The organism is Vibrio sp. TAP-3B (genome assembly GCF_057784735.1).
In genome coordinates this window covers 1,049,402-1,069,349 of record NZ_CM173495.1, presented here as the reverse complement: position 1 = coordinate 1,069,349, position 19,948 = coordinate 1,049,402, and the positions used below count along the sequence as shown (strand labels likewise).

General features: G+C 44.4%; 17 protein-coding genes and 1 pseudogene. 11 read left to right on the top strand and 7 right to left on the bottom strand.

All coding sequences use genetic code 11. The features are described 5' to 3' along the window. Nucleotides 1-8: 8 nt before the first annotated feature. The 4 genes and pseudogenes from hutU to hutC form a co-directional block, all read right to left on the bottom strand. Nucleotides 9-1,707: pseudogene (hutU, locus tag AC3D28_RS05035) on the bottom strand (urocanate hydratase). Between the two features lie 73 nt (nt 1,708-1,780). Beyond that, nucleotides 1,781-2,791, bottom strand: coding sequence for a formimidoylglutamase (hutG, locus tag AC3D28_RS05030; protein WP_488535751.1), 1,011 nt, complete (start codon nt 2,789-2,791; stop codon nt 1,781-1,783). 1 nt (nt 2,792) lies between these two features. After that, a complete protein-coding gene (gene hutI, locus AC3D28_RS05025) occupies nt 2,793-4,043 on the bottom strand; it encodes an imidazolonepropionase (protein WP_488535750.1) in 1,251 nt (416 codons plus the stop codon). Nucleotides 4,044-4,171: 128 nt separating this feature from the next. After that, nucleotides 4,172-4,879: a histidine utilization transcriptional repressor HutC gene (gene hutC / locus AC3D28_RS05020; protein ID WP_488535749.1), complete on the bottom strand. Its 708-nt coding sequence runs from the start codon at nt 4,877-4,879 to the stop codon at nt 4,172-4,174. A gap of 246 nt (nt 4,880-5,125) precedes the next feature. Here hutC and AC3D28_RS05015 point away from each other — a divergent pair, with 246 nt between their 5' ends. Further along, the gene (locus AC3D28_RS05015) at nt 5,126-5,869 is read left to right on the top strand and encodes a sporulation protein (RefSeq protein ID WP_488535748.1); all 744 of its coding nucleotides are present in this window, start codon (nt 5,126-5,128) and stop codon (nt 5,867-5,869) included. Between the two features lie 5 nt (nt 5,870-5,874). Here AC3D28_RS05015 and AC3D28_RS05010 read toward each other — a convergent pair whose 3' ends face one another. Further along, nucleotides 5,875-6,837, bottom strand: a complete 963-nt coding sequence (locus AC3D28_RS05010) for a DUF3187 family protein (protein WP_488536056.1) — start codon at nt 6,835-6,837, stop codon at nt 5,875-5,877. 435 nt (nt 6,838-7,272) lie between these two features. On the opposite strand from AC3D28_RS05010, the gene thrS reads away from it, so the two are divergent. From thrS to pheT, 8 genes are all read left to right on the top strand, one after another. Further along, nucleotides 7,273-9,201, top strand: a complete 1,929-nt coding sequence (thrS, locus tag AC3D28_RS05005) for a threonine--tRNA ligase (protein WP_488535747.1) — start codon at nt 7,273-7,275, stop codon at nt 9,199-9,201. 3 nt (nt 9,202-9,204) lie between these two features. Next, nucleotides 9,205-9,756, top strand: coding sequence for a translation initiation factor IF-3 (infC, locus tag AC3D28_RS05000; RefSeq protein WP_098415457.1), 552 nt, complete (start codon nt 9,205-9,207; stop codon nt 9,754-9,756). A gap of 108 nt (nt 9,757-9,864) precedes the next feature. Continuing rightward, entirely contained in the window at nt 9,865-10,059 is a 195-nt protein-coding gene (gene rpmI, locus AC3D28_RS04995; protein ID WP_098415458.1) for a 50S ribosomal protein L35, read from the top strand. Nucleotides 10,060-10,099: 40 nt separating this feature from the next. Next, a complete protein-coding gene (rplT, locus tag AC3D28_RS04990; protein WP_021019837.1) occupies nt 10,100-10,453 on the top strand; it encodes a 50S ribosomal protein L20 in 354 nt (117 codons plus the stop codon). 207 nt (nt 10,454-10,660) lie between these two features. Beyond that, nucleotides 10,661-10,978 carry a heavy metal-binding domain-containing protein gene (locus tag AC3D28_RS04985; protein WP_488535746.1) on the top strand — a complete coding sequence of 106 codons (318 nt, stop codon included), beginning with the start codon at nt 10,661-10,663 and terminating at the stop codon, nt 10,976-10,978. A 243-nt stretch (nt 10,979-11,221) separates the two neighbouring features. Further along, nucleotides 11,222-12,331, top strand: a complete 1,110-nt coding sequence (locus AC3D28_RS04980; RefSeq protein WP_488535745.1) for a diguanylate cyclase — start codon at nt 11,222-11,224, stop codon at nt 12,329-12,331. Nucleotides 12,332-12,621: 290 nt separating this feature from the next. After that, on the top strand, nt 12,622-13,605 hold the full coding sequence (gene pheS / locus AC3D28_RS04975) for a phenylalanine--tRNA ligase subunit alpha (RefSeq protein ID WP_005385470.1): 984 nt from the start codon (nt 12,622-12,624) through the stop codon (nt 13,603-13,605). Nucleotides 13,606-13,623: 18 nt separating this feature from the next. After that, nucleotides 13,624-16,029 carry a phenylalanine--tRNA ligase subunit beta gene (gene pheT / locus AC3D28_RS04970; RefSeq protein WP_488535744.1) on the top strand — a complete coding sequence of 802 codons (2,406 nt, stop codon included), beginning with the start codon at nt 13,624-13,626 and terminating at the stop codon, nt 16,027-16,029. 217 nt (nt 16,030-16,246) lie between these two features. Here the strand turns inward: pheT and AC3D28_RS04965 are convergent, their stop codons facing one another. After that, nucleotides 16,247-17,125 carry an AEC family transporter gene (locus AC3D28_RS04965; RefSeq protein WP_488535743.1) on the bottom strand — a complete coding sequence of 293 codons (879 nt, stop codon included), beginning with the start codon at nt 17,123-17,125 and terminating at the stop codon, nt 16,247-16,249. A gap of 531 nt (nt 17,126-17,656) precedes the next feature. Between AC3D28_RS04965 and ihfA the strand changes: the two genes are divergently transcribed. Then, the gene (ihfA, locus tag AC3D28_RS04960) at nt 17,657-17,953 is read left to right on the top strand and encodes an integration host factor subunit alpha (protein ID WP_005377899.1); all 297 of its coding nucleotides are present in this window, start codon (nt 17,657-17,659) and stop codon (nt 17,951-17,953) included. A gap of 197 nt (nt 17,954-18,150) precedes the next feature. Here the strand turns inward: ihfA and AC3D28_RS04955 are convergent, their stop codons facing one another. Further along, nucleotides 18,151-18,930, bottom strand: coding sequence for a nucleotidyltransferase family protein (locus AC3D28_RS04955; RefSeq protein ID WP_098415463.1), 780 nt, complete (start codon nt 18,928-18,930; stop codon nt 18,151-18,153). Nucleotides 18,931-19,247: 317 nt separating this feature from the next. Between AC3D28_RS04955 and AC3D28_RS04950 the strand changes: the two genes are divergently transcribed. Beyond that, nucleotides 19,248-19,898, top strand: a complete 651-nt coding sequence (locus AC3D28_RS04950) for a thiopurine S-methyltransferase (RefSeq protein WP_488535742.1) — start codon at nt 19,248-19,250, stop codon at nt 19,896-19,898. Nucleotides 19,899-19,948: the final 50 nt, after the last annotated feature.

Below are 19,948 nucleotides of genomic sequence, written 5' to 3'. Positions count from 1 at the left end.
TTTCATCCTTACTTGAGCTTCTTCAGTTCTTCGTTGAGCATTGGCAAATCTAGCCCTTGCTCTGCTGCACATTGTTTAGCGATATCGTATCCCGCATCAGCATGGCGCATCACGCCGGTTGCTGGGTCGTTATGTAGCACGCGGGCAATACGTTGTGAGGCATCTTCACTGCCGTCACAGCAGATAACCATACCTGAGTGTTGTGAGAAGCCCATACCTACGCCACCACCGTGGTGCAGTGAAACCCAAGTAGCGCCGCCAGCTGTATTGAGTAGTGCGTTTAATAGTGGCCAGTCTGATACGGCGTCAGAACCGTCCATCATGCCTTCTGTTTCTCGGTTCGGACTCGCTACAGAGCCTGAATCTAAGTGGTCGCGACCAATGACAACGGGGGCTTTAAGCTCACCATTTTTTACCATTTCGTTGAACGCTTGACCGAGACGTTCACGATCTCTTAACCCAACCCAACAGATTCGTGCTGGTAAGCCTTGGAACTGAATACGTTCGCGTGCCATATCTAGCCAGTTATGTAGATGTGGATTATCTGGGATCAGCTCTTTTACTTTTTGGTCGGTTTTGTAGATATCTTCTGGATCGCCAGATAGCGCAGCCCAGCGGAAGGGACCAATACCTTCACAGAATAGAGGGCGAATGTAGGCTGGAACGAAGCCAGGGAAGTCAAATGCGTTTTCTACGCCTTCTTCCAATGCCATCTGACGGATGTTGTTACCGTAATCGAGCGTGGCGGCGCCGCGGTTTTGTAGATCGAGCATGGCTTGAACTTGTACGGCCATGGATTTTTTCGCAGCTTTAACGACCATTGCTTCATCTTGCAAACGTATTTCTGCCGCGTGAGACATGCTCCAGCCTTGTGGCAAGTAGCCATTGAGCGGGTCGTGTGCAGACGTTTGGTCTGTTACAACATCAGGCGTGATATTACGTTCTACCAATTCAGAGAAAACGTCTGCTGCGTTACCTAATAGCCCAACCGACACTGGTGTATTTGATTCTTTGACGATGGCCAGCGCTTCATCCAAAGATGTCGCTTTCTTGTCGACATAGCCTGTACGTAGACGGTAATCAATACGCGATTCATCGCATTCAACCGCAATCATAGAGAAACCCGCCATCGTACCAGCAAGCGGTCTGTGCGCCCCCCATACCGCCAAGGCCACCAGTCAGAATCCAACGGCCTTTTGCTTCGCCGTTAAAGTGTTTCTTCGCAACCGAAACGAAAGTTTCGTAGGTACCTTGAACGATGCCTTGTGAGCCAATGTATATCCAGCTGCCAGCGGTCATTTGGCCGTACATCATCAAGCCTTGTTTATCCAGTTCGTTGAAATGCTCCCAGTTAGCCCAGTGTGGAACAATATTTGAGTTAGCAATGAGAACGCGAGGCGCATTTCTATGAGTTGGAAATACGCCAACTGGCTTCCCAGATTGCACCAAAAGTGTTTGGTTATCTTCGAGTCTTTCAAGTACTTCAACAATCTTGTCGTAGCACTCCCAGTTTCGTGCTGCGCGGCCAATGCCGCCGTATACCACCAATGAATGTGGGTGTTCTGCCACATCAGGATCGAGGTTGTTCATCAGCATACGAAGAGGGGCTTCGGTTAGCCAAGATTTCGCGCGCAGTTTATCTCCGTGAGGTGCACGAATTGTTCTGCTTGTATCAAGTCGTGGATCTTGTCCCTGGCGCTGTGTCATTTCAGACTCCTTTAGTTTCTCGTGATGACCAAGTCCTTGCTCAGTCGTAATAATAAGTGGCATCGAGGATATGTTATGGTTTGTGCTGCTTCTCCGCCATGGCATTAGCGATGTCCCAGCACAAGCGGGCAGCTAGGCGTGCGGTTTGACTATCAACGTCATAATTCGGGTTGTATTCGGCGATATCAGCCAGCATGAGCTTATTTTTGTAATGGAGAATTCGGTCTAAAAATGGTGCGATTGTGTCGTAACTTACTCCTCGAGCCGCGGGAGCACTGACTCCTGGCGCGGTTGCCGCTGGAAATACATCCAGATCAATGGTCAGGTAGAGATAGTCACAGTCGTCGATAAAGTGCTGAAGCTGGGTTAGGTGGTAGCTATGGTTTAAGTAGCTGAGTTGATTATCTTCGACGTACCACACATTAAGAGCGTCCGCTTTTTCGAATAGCGCTTTGGTATTGCTGCAGCGGCTTACCCCCAAGCACGCATAGTGAAAATCCCAGTCGTTACGCTGGCAAAAATGATGAATTTGGTTGAAGGGGGTGCCAGAGCTTGGTCTGATGTCGGCGATGCTGCTCTCGAATGCGCGTAAGTCGAAATGCGCATCGAAATTGATGATACCGATTTTAGGCTTCTTTTCTGGATGGTGCGCTTTAAAATACTCCGCTAAGCCGGAAAAAGAGGCCCACGCAATCTCATGCCCACCACCTAACACGATGACTGGCGTATGAGGCAGTGCGCTTGAAATGGTTGCCGCACATAGAGATTGGCTCTCTTCCAGTAAGTCGTCTTCGCACACCACGGTACCTAAGTCATATAGTGGGACTTCTTGGTGCCATGCTACATTAGCGAGTGCTCGTCGGATTAAGTCTGGCGCTTTTTTCGCACCAATGCGTCCTTTGTTTCTCGCTACGCCAGCATCCGTAGCAAAACCCAGTAATGAGACGCCATGCGCAACGGCCCCCAACTCATCTGCTTTCTGGCGTTGAACCACGTGATGAATTCGCTGACCAAGCTTGCCGTCCTCGGCATCATGACGGCCTTGCCAATGAAATAGGGGAGAGTGTAGGTCGAATTGAGACATATTATTGGCCTCCGTGTGAAATGTATTCACCATTTACTATACGACCTACTAGACGTTTTGCTCCTACTTGATAGCTTAAATCAGCAGGGCTTTCGATATCCCAGATAGAGAAGTCCGCATCAAACCCTACTTTGATGGTGCCACGTGAGTTTTGATAACCCAGAGCTTTGGCTGCATTTTGCGTTACACCACGCAGTGCTTCTTGCGGTGTAAGGCGAAATAGTGTGCACGCCATATTCAGCATGAGTGTGAGATCAGAAAACGGTGATGTACCTGGGTTGACGTCCGTAGCAATTGCCATCGGCACGTTATGCTCTCTCAACAACTCAATCGGTGGTAACTGAGTTTCTCTTAGAAAATAAAAAGCGCCAGGCAGTAGAGTGGCGACAGTGTTTGAGCGAGCAAGTGCTTTAACACCTTGCTCATCTAAAAACTCGATGTGATCCGCTGACAGACCGTTGTATTGCGCAGTGAGGGCTGTACCACCGAGATTCGAAAGTTGCTCTGTATGCCCTTTAACCTTTAAGCCGTGGCGTTTTGCAGCTACAAACACTTTTTCTGTTTGTTCAAGATTGAAACCAATCGATTCACAAAAAACATCGACACTCGTGGCTAATTCTTCCTTTGCGACAACAGGGATTATGTCCTGACAAATGTGCTCAATATAGTCATCTGCACGGCCTTGGAACTCCGGCGGAATGGCGTGAGCGGCAAGAAGTGTAGTGGTGATTTTAACTTTGCGCTCTTGTTCAAGCATTTTGGCTGCACGGAGCATTTTTACTTCATCATTCAGTGTCAATCCGTAGCCTGATTTTACTTCCACCGATGTCACCCCACTAGCAAGTAAACCATCTAAGCGAGGGAGAGCAAGCTCAACTAATTGTTCTTTTGTTGCCGATCGCGTGGCATGTACCGTTGAAAGAATCCCTCCGCCTTGCTTAGCGATTTCTTGATACGGCACACCGTTTAAGCGCATTTCGAATTCGTTTGCACGATTACCTGCGTAAATTAGGTGGGTATGACAATCGATTAAGCCAGGGAGTACAAGTTTGCCTTGGAGGTCGATAGTTTGAGGATAATGTTGAGGTGATAATAGAGACTCGGTTTGCGGATTGTCTTCGCCATTGGCACAAGTACTGATCGCAACAATTTTTCCAGTTTGAATACCAATACGAGCTAGAGGCGTAGGGCGGTAACCTTGTTCTCCTGATTGCATTGTAACCAGACGTGCGTTTTGAATCAGCAAATCCATGTGAGTGCCCCTATTTATTTGTACTTTTAAATGTATATACAAATAAATAGGGCAAAACAGAAATGATGACAAGAGTTGTGTTGCAGAAGTGTGATCAAAACGTAGAGGGTGTTAAGTGGGTATGTTATTTAAAGGAGAACTTTTGAGCTCAGCTTGTATTTGTTGCCAGGGTGATAAAGCAATGCAGTACTGACCAGTTTGTCTTGGCTCCAAGTCCGTCGGTTGAGCAGTAAGCACGGCTCATGAGCCTGCATTTTTAGATCTTGCATAATACGACCATCTGGCATAATTGCTTCAACAGTATGCTCTATAGCGTTAAGTGGACAGTTATCTGAAAGATATTGGTTAGGGGTGATGTGAGTGAAGTCTTGGGTTAAATACAGTGGCGCATATTGGCGGTTTACCCAACGTAACTCTAATTGGATGGGAGTGTTGTTTTCATAGTGAATGATCTCACTATAAAACACTGTAGTACCGAGCATGACGCCCAACTTGGTCGCGATGTTATCATCGGCTTTTATAGCCACTTGTTTGAGCACTTTGCTGCGGTATTGTCGTCCTCGGTCACTCACTTCTTCAGCAATATTTCGAATATCTAACAGTGGAGATTGTGATTTTTCTACAGGAGCGCAAACAAACGTGCCGAGCCGAGGTCGGCGTTGCAGTTTTCCTTCGTTCACGAGGTCCCTGATTGCTTTGTTTACTGTCATTCGGCTGACGCCAAATTGCTCGGTAAGCTCAATCTCAGTAGCGATACGATGACCGACTATCCACTCTCCAGCATCAATTTTATCGAGGATAAATTGTTTGATTTGAATGTAGAGTGGTACAGACATAATGATTCCTTTATTTGACTATACAAATATTGCTTAATTTAGGTACGGATTGCAAATCATTCTCTCCAAACGGCATCGATAGGTTTGATTTGAAGGCTAGAATCTTGATCCTTCGTTTTATTACGTGTGTTGGGTTGTGATAACGAAATTCGCCTATATCCTTATGGTTTATTGCTTGCAGTGCATAACGCAATTGTGTAAACAAAGGAGCAACTATTTACAATAAAACGGTCGTAAAGGGAAGGCATGTTTAAGAAACTAAAAGCATCACTGGGGATTGGCTCAGCCAAAGTTGATACAATTTTAGATGAAATGAGCGTATATCAAGGTTCGACGCTGAAAGGGCATGTTCATATCAAAGGTGGGGACGTTGAACAGCAAATTGATGCCATCACTATTAAGCTAAATACGGAAATGAAAGTAGAAGTGGATGATAATGTGAGTTATCAAACATTCACTATCGATCAATTAAAAGCGGTTGAACCGTTTGTCATTCAGGCAAATGAAGAAAAGCAAGTTTCGTTTGAGCTTAAATTGCATGATGAAACACCAATTACGGCTGTCAGTGCGCTTAAGAATCAATGTCATGTATGGGTAGAAACAACGCTAGATATTGATTTTGCAATTGACCCTCGTGATCGTGATTACATTGAAGTGAAACCACTTCCTTGCGCATCACGTGTTATTCAGGCGATCGAGCAGGCGGGCTTTACCATGGTGAAAGCGGACGTGGAAAAAGGCTTCTTGCGTGGGAGCACATTTGCCTCTCGTTCAGGAATTTATCAAGAGCTTGAATTCCGCAATAATGGTTTTCTCTCCACCAAAGAAATTGAACTGTCCTTTATCTTAGAAGGGCAGGTTATGCATTGTTTGGCAGAGATCGACCGTTCGTTGAGCCTGGCTGGTGATCAATATCGTTCATTTACCTTGCCGATTAATGCAACCGATGCACAAGCTGCAGCAGCGGTTGCACCTGCGCTAAACCTTTAACTCTCTCAGCTTTCTGAGTTTGGTGAGAATAAGTATCGATATCCCAAGGTAAATGCGATATCGGTACTGTTGTCCATGTTTCTTGCATTCTCTACCGCTAAAAATTCAATAGCAGAGCTCTCCATTACATATCGATAGCCAAGTACAAGCTCGTTGGATGCATCAGCAAATTCTGCAGGTCCTTCTGTCGATCCTTGATACCAATGATACTCAACCACTAAGTGATGGTTTTCTTCTAACGCATAACGGTATCCCACCGCAGTGGCAACAGTATTATGTCGATAAGGCAGTTCAAGCAAGGCTCGATCATTTGAACGAAAAGTCATGCCTACCATCGAATAAAAAGCATGAGCATCATTCAAGTAGCTGTAATTCAGTTGGAAGCCTTGTTCAAAATTACTGCCTTTAAAGGCTGCGTGAGCAACATCATTAAAATATAGACTACCACCAACCGAGAGGCCGTGATGCTCATTCTGTAATACTTGATATTGCACGTAAGTAGAGATGTTATTGGCAAGTGTTTGCCCTTTAAAGTCATCTTCCAGTACATCATATTGCGGCATTGAGATGTAGAAACGATCTCTGGCTACTTTATCCCGCCCATTCTGTCCGATACCGAAAAGGTTATGGAAGCTTTTAGTCAGTCCATCTAAATGGTTATCGGCTGCGAAAACCCACCGATAATTGAGTTCCCATTGCCAACGGCTATTGATTTGCCACTTGCTGCCAATTTCGATTTGATTATGGTAGTAATCAAGAGCGTATTCATCAGTATGAGCCCATACACTAGCCACGGTTCCTGAGCCGTAGGCTTCTACTAAACCAGAAGGAAGGCTATGCCCAGAACGGAGTATATTGGTGTGACTCACCACTTGCATTGGTGATTGTGCGTAAGAACGTAGCGGCCCATACAGGTCATTTGATGCCATAGCTGGTACACAGCATATCGAAGTGCATAGAAGCACCATAAAGCGCGATTTGAAATAGATCATGATGAACACCTACATGCAAACTACTCAATAAAACAACTATATACCTAAATTGCACTTTGAGGTGGAACTAGGTGTGCAGGGTCTTGTGTTAGTCAATATGCATTAGGAAGTATTATACCAGTTGTGTATTCAAGTTCTATTGGGAGGGGGTAACTCCGTTTACAAGTGATGTGAGTCCTTAAGAAGAATCATCAGATTGTCGCGACGAGGCCTAAGGTTAAGTTCTTATGATAAAACAAAATCGCGCTTTGCAATCTAAATGTGAGCTAGGTACAATCTCACTTTTGATAATGGTCCGGTATTCGTGTTACCGAGAGGCCGTTATTGACTCTCAACTATTTTCCAACAAATAGCTTCTAATTTGAATAACATGTGTTGCTTGGTGTGCAACACCACTGTAAAGGACATAGCATGCCTATAATTACTCTTCCTGACGGCAGTCAGCGTCAATTTGACAACCCAGTATCGACAATGGAAGTTGCGCAATCGATCGGCCCAGGTCTTGCCAAAGCAACGATCGCTGGTCGTGTAAATGGTAACCGCGTAGATGCGAGTGATCTGATTGAAGAAGATGCAAGCCTAGAAATCATCACAGTTAAAGATGAGGTTGACGGTCTAGAAATCGTTCGTCACTCTTGCGCTCACCTCCTTGGTCACGCTATTAAGCAGCTTTACCCTCAAGCTAAAATGGCGATCGGTCCTACGATAGATAGTGGTTTCTATTATGACATCGACCTAGACGAGTCTCTAACGCAAGAAGATCTAGAAAAGATTGAAAAGCGCATGAAAGAGCTTGCGAAAACCAAGTACGAAGTTGTTAAGAAAAAGGTGAGCTGGCAGGAAGCGCGTGATGCGTTTGAATCACGTGGTGAACCATACAAAGTGGAAATTCTAGACGAAAACGTATCTCGTGATGATCGCCCGGGTCTTTACCACCATGAAGAATATATCGACATGTGTCGTGGTCCTCATGTTCCACACATGGGCTTCTGCCAACACTTCACACTATTGAACGTGGCAGGTGCTTACTGGCGTGGTAACAGCGACAACAAAATGCTTCAACGTATCTACGGTACGGCTTTCCACGATAAGAAAGCACTGAAAGCGCACCTAACTCGCCTAGAAGAAGCGGCGAAGCGTGACCACCGTAAGATCGGTAAACAACTAGACCTATTCCACATGCAGCAAGAAGCTCCGGGTATGGTCTTCTGGCACCACAATGGTTGGTCTATCTTCCGTGATCTAGAAGCATTCGTTCGTGACAAGCTAACAGAATACGATTACCAAGAAGTAAAAGGTCCACTAATGATGGATCGTGTTCTTTGGGAACGCTCTGGTCACTGGGACAAATACGCTGATGCGATGTTTACGACGTCTTCTGAGAACCGTGAATACGCAATTAAACCAATGAACTGTCCAGGTCACGTACAGATCTTCAACCAAGGTCTAAAATCGTACCGCGACTTACCGCTACGTATGGCGGAGTTTGGTTCATGTCACCGTAACGAACCATCTGGTGCACTGCACGGTATTATGCGTGTACGTGGCTTCACTCAGGATGACGCTCACATCTTCTGTACTGAGAGCCAAATCCAAGAAGAAGTAACAAACTGCATCAAAATGGTATACGATACATACCAAACATTTGGTTTCGATAATATCGTAGTGAAATTGTCTACTCGTCCAGAGAAACGTGTAGGTTCAGACGAAATCTGGGATCAATCTGAAGAAGCATTGAAACTTTCTCTTGAATCAATGGACATCCCATATGAGATTCAAGAAGGTGAGGGTGCATTCTACGGTCCTAAGATCGAATTCACGCTATATGACTGTCTAGACCGTGCTTGGCAGTGTGGTACTGTTCAGCTTGATTTCAACCTACCAGGTCGCCTAGGCGCTACTTATGTAGGTGAAAATAACGAACGTCTTGTACCGGTAATGATTCACCGTGCGATTCTAGGTTCACTAGAACGCTTCATCGGTATCCTAATCGAAGAATATGCTGGCTTCTTCCCAACTTGGTTGGCGCCAGAACAAGCAATTCTTATGAACATTACTGATAAACAGTCAGGTTATGTTCAAGAAATAGTACAAAAACTACAAAAAAGTGGAATTAGAGCCAAAGCGGACTTGAGAAATGAGAAGATTGGCTTTAAAATCCGCGAACATACTTTGAAGCGAGTACCGTATATGCTTGTAGTTGGTGACCAAGAAATGGAAGCTGGCGAAATTGCAGTACGTACCCGTAAAGGTAAAGATCTCGGCAAATTTAAAGTGGATGACTTCATTGCATACATCCAAGACGAGATCTCAAGCCGTAAGCTCAATCTGGAGGAATAAGCTATTAAAGGCGGAAGACGTGGCCAACAGCCGGTAAAACAAAACCCGCACCGTATAAACGGTGAAATTCGTGGTGTTCGTGAAGTTCGACTAACAGGCGCTGACGGTGACTCAGTTGGTGTTGTATCGATTCAAGAAGCCATTGCAGCTGCTGAAGAAGCTGGTATGGATCTCGTTGAGATCAGCCCTAACGCCGAGCCACCTGTTTGTCGTGTGATGGACTATGGTAAGTTCCTCTTCGAGAAGAGCAAAACTGCTAAAGAGCAGAAGAAGAAGCAAAAGCAGGTCCAGATCAAGGAAGTAAAATTCCGTCCTGGAACTGATATTGGAGACTATCAGGTAAAACTACGCAACCTGACGCGTTTCCTTGAAGAAGGCAACAAAGTGAAGGTAACAATTCGCTTCCGTGGCCGAGAGATGGCACACCAAAGCATCGGTGTTGACGTTCTAAATCGTCTTAAGGAAGACACTGCAGAACTTGCTGTAGTGGAATCTTTCCCTAAGAAGATCGAAGGTCGCCAGATGATCATGGTGCTAGCCCCTAAAAAGAAGTAATTAACGGCTCATAAAGTAACTTAAACCTAGTCGTTTAACACGATGACTAGGTTTTGTTCGCCTTAATTACATTGTTAATTAAACTACTACAATGCGGAGTTATTCATCATGCCTAAGATGAAAACCAACAAAGGTGCTGCTAAGCGTTTTAAGAAAACTGCTGGCGGTATTAAGTTCAAGCACGCTACTAAACGTCACATCCTGACTAAGCGTACTACTAAGAACAAGCGTCAACTACGTCCAAATGCAATCCTTCCACGTTGTGAAGTGGCTGCAGTAATTCGTATGTTGCCATACGCTTAATTCTTTTTAGTTATCAATCGTTTAGTTTAGGAGAAGCATAATGCCTCGCGTAAAACGTGGTGTACAAGCTCGTGCACGTCATAAGAAAGTTCTAAAACAAGCCAAAGGTTACTACGGAGCACGTTCACGTGTTTACCGCGTAGCTTTCCAAGCAGTTACTAAAGCTGGTCAATACGCTTACCGTGACCGTCGTAACAAGAAACGTCAATTCCGTCAACTTTGGATTGCACGTATTAACGCTGCGTCTCGTCAAAATGGTCTATCTTACAGCCGTTTCATCAACGGTCTTAAGAAAGCATCTATCGAGATCGATCGTAAGATTCTTGCTGATATTGCGGTATTCGACAAATCTGCATTTGCAGTTCTAGTTGAAAAAGCAAAAGCTGCTCTTTAATTAGCAGTTTAGGTTTAAGAAAAGGGGGAGCTTAGGCTCTCCTTTTTTATATCTTCGCATAACTCATCCCAAGGGTTTTCCCTTCGTATAATTGGCACACTCTCATCATCATTCCCCCCGCCTAATATCTAGTTCCGCTTTCTTGGTTTTATCTCCTCAACTTAAATGATAACGTAAATTGAATATTAACGGTTTGAGGAACTATAAATGATCTGCACAACGACAGAGACTATTCCAGGAAAAGATATCGTAGAAATACAAGGAGTGGTAACAGGTAATGTTGTTCAATCTAAACATATTGGCCGTGACCTGATGGCAGGCATTAAGAGCATCTTCGGTGGAGAGATTTGTGGTTATACCGAAATGATGAGCGAAGCGCGTAACGTCGCAATTCAACGCATGGTACAAGACGCAGAATATAAAGGCGCAGATGCGATTGTCGGTATCCGGTTGACAACCAGTTCAATTGTGGATGGTTCTTCTGAAATTTTAGCCTTTGGTACCGCTGTAAAACTTGCTAACTGATATGACTTGTAATAAATAAACGCCACGAACGGACATCATAACGCCATCCCATAAAGCTATCAAACTGGTTGGTTGATAAATTAATCAAAAAGATCGAGTGAGATAGATCGACTTCATTGTTTTGATTGACAGTTAGAGCGTTAAGGAAAGTTTATCGTTACTATCCGATATGTTTATTGTGGCATTGATAGATATATATGAGCAACTATCACTGCTTACTGTTTCTACTCAGGAGTCGTTACGTTGAAGTCATTTGACTGGGACACATATTTCGAAACTGGAATTGAAAAAGTTGATGAGCAACATCAATACTTAGTTGGTTTTATCAATAAATACGGCGAACTTTTGACGCAAAACAGTATTGCTTTAACGGATATCCAACTGGCGCTTTTTGATCTATCTCGATATGCCGAGTTTCACTTCAAGGAAGAAGAGAGTTTGATGCGAGAGGCTGGTATATATTCCGAGCACCTACATAGGCATATTCAAGTTCATCGCGCGTTTATGAGTGATATTATCAGCATGCAAAGCTTCATCAATGAAGAAAACAAAAAAGCAGCGAAGCAGTTGCTGGATTTTCTTATCCATTGGCTGGCGTACCACATTCTAGGAATTGATCAGAATATGGCGAAGCAAGTAGCCGCTATACAGTCTGGTATGTCACCGAAAGCAGCATATGATAATCAAGAAAAACAAGTAAATGCTTCAACAGAACCTTTGCTAAGGGCGTTAACCGAACTATTTTCACAAGTGTCTGAGCGTAATCGAGAATTGCTCAAGCTTAATTTGGTTCTGGAAGAAAAGGTTGATGAAAGGACGCGACAACTCTCCGACGCCAATAAACAGCTTGAATCGTTATCATTAACAGATTCTTTAACACAGCTACCTAATCGTCGAAACGCGATCAAGATACTAAAAACGTTGTGGGATGATGAGGACAGCAAAGAATGGTCTCTTGTTTGCGTAATGATAGATGCAGATTACTTCAAGCAGGTTAATGATACCTGTGGGCATGAAGCTGGAGACGTGGTCCTTCAAGCGCTCGCGCAAGCACTGACACACTATTTCCGCAGCGATGATATCGTTTGCCGTTTAGGGGGCGACGAGTTTCTCGTGATTTGTCCGGATACTGGTTTAGAGGGGGGATTGCATGTTGCCGAAGTAGTAAGAAAAAAAGTATCTGGTATGCAAGTATCAACATCAGTTGAATCTTGGCGAGGCAGCATCAGTGTGGGGGTAGCGGAGCGCCGAGGTGATATGGATACCTACACAGATTTAATTCGTGTGGCGGACAAAGGGGTGTATCTTGCCAAGCAGAATGGTAAGAACTGTGTTCGTTCCGTCCAAAATTAACTTAATCCAACGGAGATAATCCCTCCAAATGCTAATCACCAAAGAAACGTACTTTTTGTCTTATTCTTAAAATCTGGCGCCACTATATTTGGTCGATTCGTAAAATAGTCTCGATAAATGAGCGCCATTCCAAGAGACGCCGCCTTTATACTTTTTGTGTTCTTTTTACTCAATAACCTCTTCTTTTCATAATTCAATTTGGCATTGGTGTCTGGTTTGGCTACTATGTACAGCTATCAAAAAACCAATCACTCCTTTATGGACACTACCAGCAGGTAGATGAGGAAACGATGCAACATCTAGAAGAGATCATTGCTAGCGCGAGCACTGCAATTGAAGCTGCCGAATCGCTAGTCGCACTTGATGAAGTGCGTGTTCAGTATCTGGGTAAAAAAGGTGAGCTAACTGCTCAACTTCAAAGCCTAGGCAAACTACCACCAGAAGAACGCCGTGAAGCGGGTCAAGAGATCAACAAAGCGAAAGGCGTCGTTCAACAAGCTATCGCAGCTCGTAAAGACGCACTACAACGTGCAGAGCTTGAAGCGAAACTAGCAGCAGAAACAATCGACGTAACACTACCAGGTCGTCGTATTGAAAACGGTGGTTTACACCCAGTAACTCGTACTGTAGAGCGTATTGAGAAGTTCTTTGGCGAACTTGGTTTTAACACCGAAGCTGGCCCAGAGATCGAAGATGCATTCCACAACTTTGATGCGCTAAATATTGCAGCTGATCACCCTGCTCGTACTGATCACGATACTTTCTTCTTCAACCCAGATTTGATGCTTCGTACTCACACGTCAGGCGTACAGATCCGTACGATGGAAAATGGCAAACCACCATTCCGTTTCATCGCACCAGGCCGTGTATACCGTAACGACTACGACCAAACACACACGCCAATGTTCCACCAGGTGGAAGGCATGCTGGTTGATGAGAACGTAAACTTTGCACAGTTGAAAGGCATCCTGCACGATTTCCTATGTAACTTCTTCGAAGAAGAAGTAGAAGTACGTTTCCGTCCATCTTACTTCCCATTCACTGAACCTTCAGCTGAAGTAGACGTGAAAGGCAAAAACGGTAAATGGTTAGAAGTACTAGGCTGCGGTATGGTTCACCCGAACGTACTACGTAGCGTAGGCATCGATCCTGAAAAATACTCTGGTTTCGCATTCGGTATGGGTGTTGAGCGTCTAACGATGCTTCGTTACGGCGTAAACGATCTACGTGCGTTCTTCGAAAACGATCTTCGTTTCCTAAAACAGTTCAAGTAATCCAGAGGGTTCATCAACATGAAATTCAGCGAATCATGGCTTCGTGAGTGGGTAAACCCAGCGGTTACTACTGACGAACTCACTCATCAAATTACAATGGCCGGCCTAGAGGTAGACGACGTTCTTCCTGTAGCGGGTTCTTTCACTGGCGTTAAAGTGGGTCACGTTGTTGAATGTGGTCAACACCCAGACGCAGACAAACTTCGCGTTACTAAAGTAGATGTAGGCGAAGAAGAGCTTCTAGACATCGTTTGTGGCGCACCTAACTGTCGCCAAGGTCTGAAAGTAGCAGTAGCAACAGTTGGTGCTGTTCTTCCAGGCGACTTCAAAATCAAAAAAGCGAAACTACGTGGCCAGCCATCTCACGGCATGCTTTGTTCATTCACTGAACTAGGCATTGATGTTGAGTCAGACGGCATCATGGAACTAGCAGAAGACGCAGTAATCGGTACTGATTTCCGTGAATTCCTAGGTCTAGATGACGTAACGGTAGACGTAGATCTAACAGCAAACCGCGCTGACTGTTTCAGCATCCGTGGTTTAGCTCGTGAAGTTGGCGTACTAAACCGTGCTGACGTGACTGAGCCATCAGTAGAAGCAGTTGCCCCTTCAATCGACGATAAAGTGTCTATTGAAGTGAAAGCGCCAGCTGCGTGTCCACGTTACCTGGGTCGTGTTGTTAAGAACGTAAACGTTCAAGCTGAAACGCCACTATGGATGCAAGAGAAACTGCGTCGTTGTGGTATTCGCTCTATCGACCCTGTTGTAGACATCACTAACTATGTGCTTCTAGAGCAAGGTCAACCAATGCACGCATTCGATCTAGCGAAGATCGAAGGTGGCATCGTAGTTCGTATGGCTGAGCAAGGTGAGAAGCTAACACTTCTTGACGGCAGCGAAGCAGAACTAAACGCAGAGACACTAGTTGTAGCTGACCACAACAAAGCACTGGCAATCGCAGGTATCTTTGGTGGTGAAGAGTCTGGTGTAACAACTGAGACTAAAGACGTTCTACTAGAGTGTGCATTCTTTGCACCTGACCACATCCGTGGTCGCGCGCGTAGCTACGGTCTTCACACTGATTCTTCAATGCGTTTCGAGCGTGGTGTGGATTACGCACTACAAGTAAGCGCAATGGAGCGTGCCACTCAACTTCTCGTTGAAATTTGTGGTGGTGAAGTAGCACCTGTTGTTGCTGTTGAGTCTGAAGCAGACCTACCTAAGCCAAACAAAGTTGCTCTACGTCGCAGCAAACTAGACAACCTACTCGGTCATCACATCGCTGATGTTGACGTAGTAGAAATCCTAGAGCGCCTAGGTTTAACGGTTGAAGCTTCTGAAGAAGGTTGGGTCGCAGTAGCGCCAACATGGCGTTTCGATATCGCTATCGAGCAAGACTTGATTGAAGAAGTTGGCCGTATCTACGGTTACGACAACATCCCTAACCAACACCCAGCAGCAGCACTTAAGATGCACAACCACGTTGAAGCGGATCTTCCACTGAAACGCGTTCGTGATCTTCTTGTTGACCGTGGTTACCACGAAGCAATCACATACAGCTTCGTTGAGCCAGAGCAACAAAAGCTAGTTGTACCTGGTGTTGAACCATTAGTGCTTCCAAACCCAATTTCTGCAGACATGTCAGCAATGCGTCTTGGTCTTATCCAAGGTCTGCTGAACACGGTTGTTCACAACCAGAAACGTCAACAGCCACGCGTTCGTCTATTCGAATACGGCCTACGTTTCATCCCATGTGAATCTGCAGAAAACGGCATGCGCCAAGAGCCTATGCTAGCAGGTGTTATCGCAGGTACTCGCGGTGAAGAACACTGGGATATCGAAACTAACACCGTTAATTTCTTCGACCTTAAGGGCGATCTAGAAGCGATTCTAGAGCTATCTGCGAACGAAAAAGCGTACTCTTTCGCAGCACTGTCACCTGAAAGCAAAAAAGCTAACCCAGCACTTCATCCAGGTCAATCTGCGGCAATCATCGTAGATGGTAAAGAAGTCGGTGTGATCGGTACTGTTCACCCTGAGCTTGAGCGTAAGTTCGGTTTAAACGGTCGTACCATCGTATTCGAAATTGAATGGTCTGCAATCAACAGTAAAGTGATTCCAGAAGCGGTTCAGCTTTCTAAATTCCCATCAAACCGTCGTGATATCGCGGTAGTTGTGGATGAAGCGGTAGCATCTGGCGACATCGTTAATGCTTGTCTAGAACAAGGCGGTGAGTTCCTGAAAGATGCGAAGTTATTCGACGTATACGTAGGTAAAGGCGTTGAAGACGGCAAAAAGAGCCTAGCAATCGCTCTGACTCTACAGTCAGTTGAGCGTACGCTTGAAGATGCAGATATCGCTGGCGCGGTAGATGCTATCGTTGCTCACGTTTCTGAGAAGTTTGGTGCAGCTCTGCGTGACTAAGCGTTAGGCGAACTACCTCTTTTAAGAAACTAAAAACCCTGCCAAATTGGTAGGGTTTTTTATGTTGAGGATTACCTTATCGTTGCTCACGTGCTATGCCGCTTACGTTACCTCTGATAACCTCAAAAATCTGTACCAAATTAAGGGTAGCGCCTCAATCGAGAGTCGGGCCTGTCGTTTTTTCTGCCAATACACGCTAACGCCAGTTTATTAATAATTAGCTGAGTGAGAGGGTGTAGCTCAGTAAAAGCGGTAGCGTAAGAATACTGAAAAAGTTGCCAAATAGTACCATTGATGCCACTTTCATCGGTTCTATATTCAGTCTTTCAGCAAATAGGTAATTCATGACGGCTGGTGGAAGCATTGTGAAGAGCACCATCATCTGCAATTGCATCGTTGGAAGGGGTATTAACCAATAAATAAGTGCAAACGCAACAGCCCCGGTTGCAAGCGACTGTATGGTACACAATACGCCAATCTTTAAACCGTCCAATCTTAAATGACACATTTGCGCCCCTAGAGATAAAAGCATCACGGGTACCGCCGCTTGTCCAAGTAGAAAAGTCGCTTCGTATAAGGGCATCCACGCTCCCACCGCCGACACGTTCAGACACAGAGCCAACGAAGCTGCTAAAAAGATCGGCATTTTGATTATCTGCTTAAAAGGGTTCCCATGACTAAGCAGCATCACGCCTAAGCTGATATGCAGACACGCCGAGACGACAAATAACAACACTGCTGATGAGAGCGCAACTTCTCCAAACGTATAGGTAAACAAGGGAATGGCTAGGTTTCCGCTATTGCGAAACATATGTGGCGGCGCCCAGGTTTTAAACGAGAGTGACGTAAACCGACATACAGGGATCATGATCAGAGCAGGAACTAAAACCGCGACAATTGCTGCCAAAAGGAGTGGTCCCTGATTCGAGTTTAACGGCATGCTAGCGAGCGAAGAAAACACCAGCGCAGGTGTGAAAACTTCAATATTAATGCGGTTAATTGGACGAAAGTCAGGCTTGATGTAACGACCTACCAGATAGCCGACTCCGACGAGAGCAAAAACAGGGAAAAGAATATTTATGATTTGATTAATCATGGTCGTCTTAATTAGAGGTAAGGATATGAGTTCAAGAAGCCCTAATGACCACATTAGCAACCTTTGTATATTGCGTCACCGCTGGCCAGTGAGAAGCGTGGGTTAAATCAAGCTTTATAAGTACATTTTTACCGTTAGATAGTCATACCTTTAAGTCCATGCATTACGTGTCGAGTTACATACAAATTACTGAAATTACGGTAAGTTTTGTATCAAGTGCTGGTAAAACAACCCATCACTGACATTTTTGTTAAATAGTGATTAATGTTGATATAAACTAATTTATTAGCCGTTTTGACTAGGTTGGTTTCTTTTGTAAGATGAAGTAGAAACAAAAATATTAAAACCTTGGTGTTTAACAATAATTTTCATAATGCTATTCCATTGTTTACCAATAAAAAAGTTGGCGAAAATCATAAGCTTGTCATACACTTACCGATGTAACCCCGATATGTTGTTGAATTGGTAGGGTAAAACTGCTCTGGCGCTACACTAAGTAGCATTGTTTAAAATAGCTTTGAGGAAAGTTTTATGGCGCTCACAAAAGCCGAACTGGCAGAAAACCTGTTTGATAAATTAGGATTTAGTAAACGGGACGCCAAGGAAACGGTGGAAGTGTTTTTTGAAGAGATTCGTAAGGCACTGGAAAGTGGCGAACAGGTAAAACTGTCAGGTTTTGGTAACTTTGACCTTCGTGACAAGAATGAACGACCTGGTCGTAACCCGAAAACCGGTGAAGATATTCCAATTACTGCTCGACGTGTAGTTACGTTTCGCCCAGGGCAGAAGTTAAAAGCGCGTGTAGAGAACCTGAAGAAAGTACAGTAAGCCGAACAAATAGATCACGCGAAAGCATGGTCTTTTTGGCGTAAAACACGTGTCTTATACAAAGAAAAACCATCGCAACGCGGTGGTTTTTCTGTTTCTTGACGTTATTTTTTGGGATGCGTCTAAATGCTTTACAAGCTAGGAGGGTCAGTTATTTTCCACGCCTTAGCCTATCAAGCAATATTGCTAAATAGCGATTATGCCGCCTCTAAGTGAGTGGTTAAGTAAGGTTGCCACGCTTGTTGATATAAGTTCTTAGATTGGGTACGCATGTTTCTAATTGAAGCGAGTTCTAATTCGCTGAGTTCACGTTTCTCTATCATGGCTTGACGTTCAAGTTTCTGAACTTTCTCGTAAAGGTCATGCTCAGGACCATTTTTCACATTAGCTATTGCTTTTAAGTGCAATTGAACTTCTGCAACCAAATTAGTTTTAGGCAGGCGAACCAACAAATTTAAATCGCGATAACCAGAAGGACTCGGTTTTTTAAAGCGATTTTTAACTTTTACTATGGTTGTTTCTCGCTCTAAGGTTTCATAAATTGAGACCAAACTAGCCACATCTTCCGCAACAATGGTTGCACGAGCAAGATCGGTAATACGCTCCACTTTTCCATCCAGTTCTAGGGCTATTTTTGCTTCTGCACGTTGTTTGGATTTCACACCCGCAAAGTACGGCTGAGCATCATTAAGAAGTGCCGTACTTTTACAAATAGTTTCAAGTTCGAATTGTGCTTGGTGTGCTTTACTGTAGAGGATGTCGAAATCAGAGTATGGCTGTGTTGGTGTTGAGTCGATATTTTGAATGCCATATAAACCGCTGAGGCTGTGTTTAAAGAGTTTCGCGCAAACTTCGTCTTGATTAGCTGAACGATTTTGTTCGTCACTCGGTGGGGGGGTAATAGGAAGTGCGGCGAACGCCGGCGCACGGCTGAGTACCAAAAGCATCAATGCAGTAGTACGTAGAAATAAGCTCATTCACTCTCCTTAACTTGCATTCACTTAGAAAATAGGGAACATAAAGGTCGCTAAGATTGGCAAATTAGGTTCTAACTCATTAGTGGGGCCTTTGTGAAAGATCCCAAGGTTTAACTTTAACCTTAAAGTGGAATCGTGCATTAGATCACCATTTCTCTTTTCTTTATTCTGTTGTTTAGGGTAAAGACACCCTCTACTAAGGAACGATGACATCTTATCATCGCTCTATTAACTAAAGATGAACGACATAGACAAATTTGAGAAAATCGTTAGTCTTACGCCACAAAATGAAAATTAGCCGATAAGTAGAAAATAAAATGAGAGACCAAGAGTTTTGGCACAACAAATGGGCCAGTAATCAAATCGGATTTCACTTGGAAGATGTAAACCCACTACTACCTGCCTATTGGCCGCACACTCATCCAAAGCGTGAAGATAAAGTATTGGTTCCATTATGCGGTAAATCAGAAGATTTGATTTGGTTAGCAATGAAGCACGATTCGGTAGAGGGTGTCGAGCTAAGCCATATTGCTGTTCGATCCTTTTTTGCTGAGCACCTTTATACGCCAATGGTGACTCCGCTTAATGGTATGCACGAGCTGTATCAGTTTGATGAGCTCTCTATTTATACTGGGGACTTTTTTACAGCGCCAGTATCTCAAGCCGATATCATTTATGACAGAGCCGCGTTGGTGGCTTTACCGCAAGATATGCGAGAGGAGTATGTAGAGCGTCTCAAGCAACTTTTGAATCCAGGCGGTCGTATTTTGCTTGTTACACTCAACTATCCTCAAGAAGAGATGGCGGGGCCTCCATTTAGTGTGCCAGTCGAAGAGATTGAGCAGTTATTTTCAGGTTACAAAGTTACCTGTTTGAACGTAGATGAAGCTGATGAAAACCATCCTAAAATCGCCAAAAAAGGCTTAAGTCGCTTCTCTGAAGAGGTGTACTTAATCGAGAGCGAATAGGATTTCCTCGGTTTGTAAAGCGAAACAGCGCAGCAATTAAAGCTGCGTTA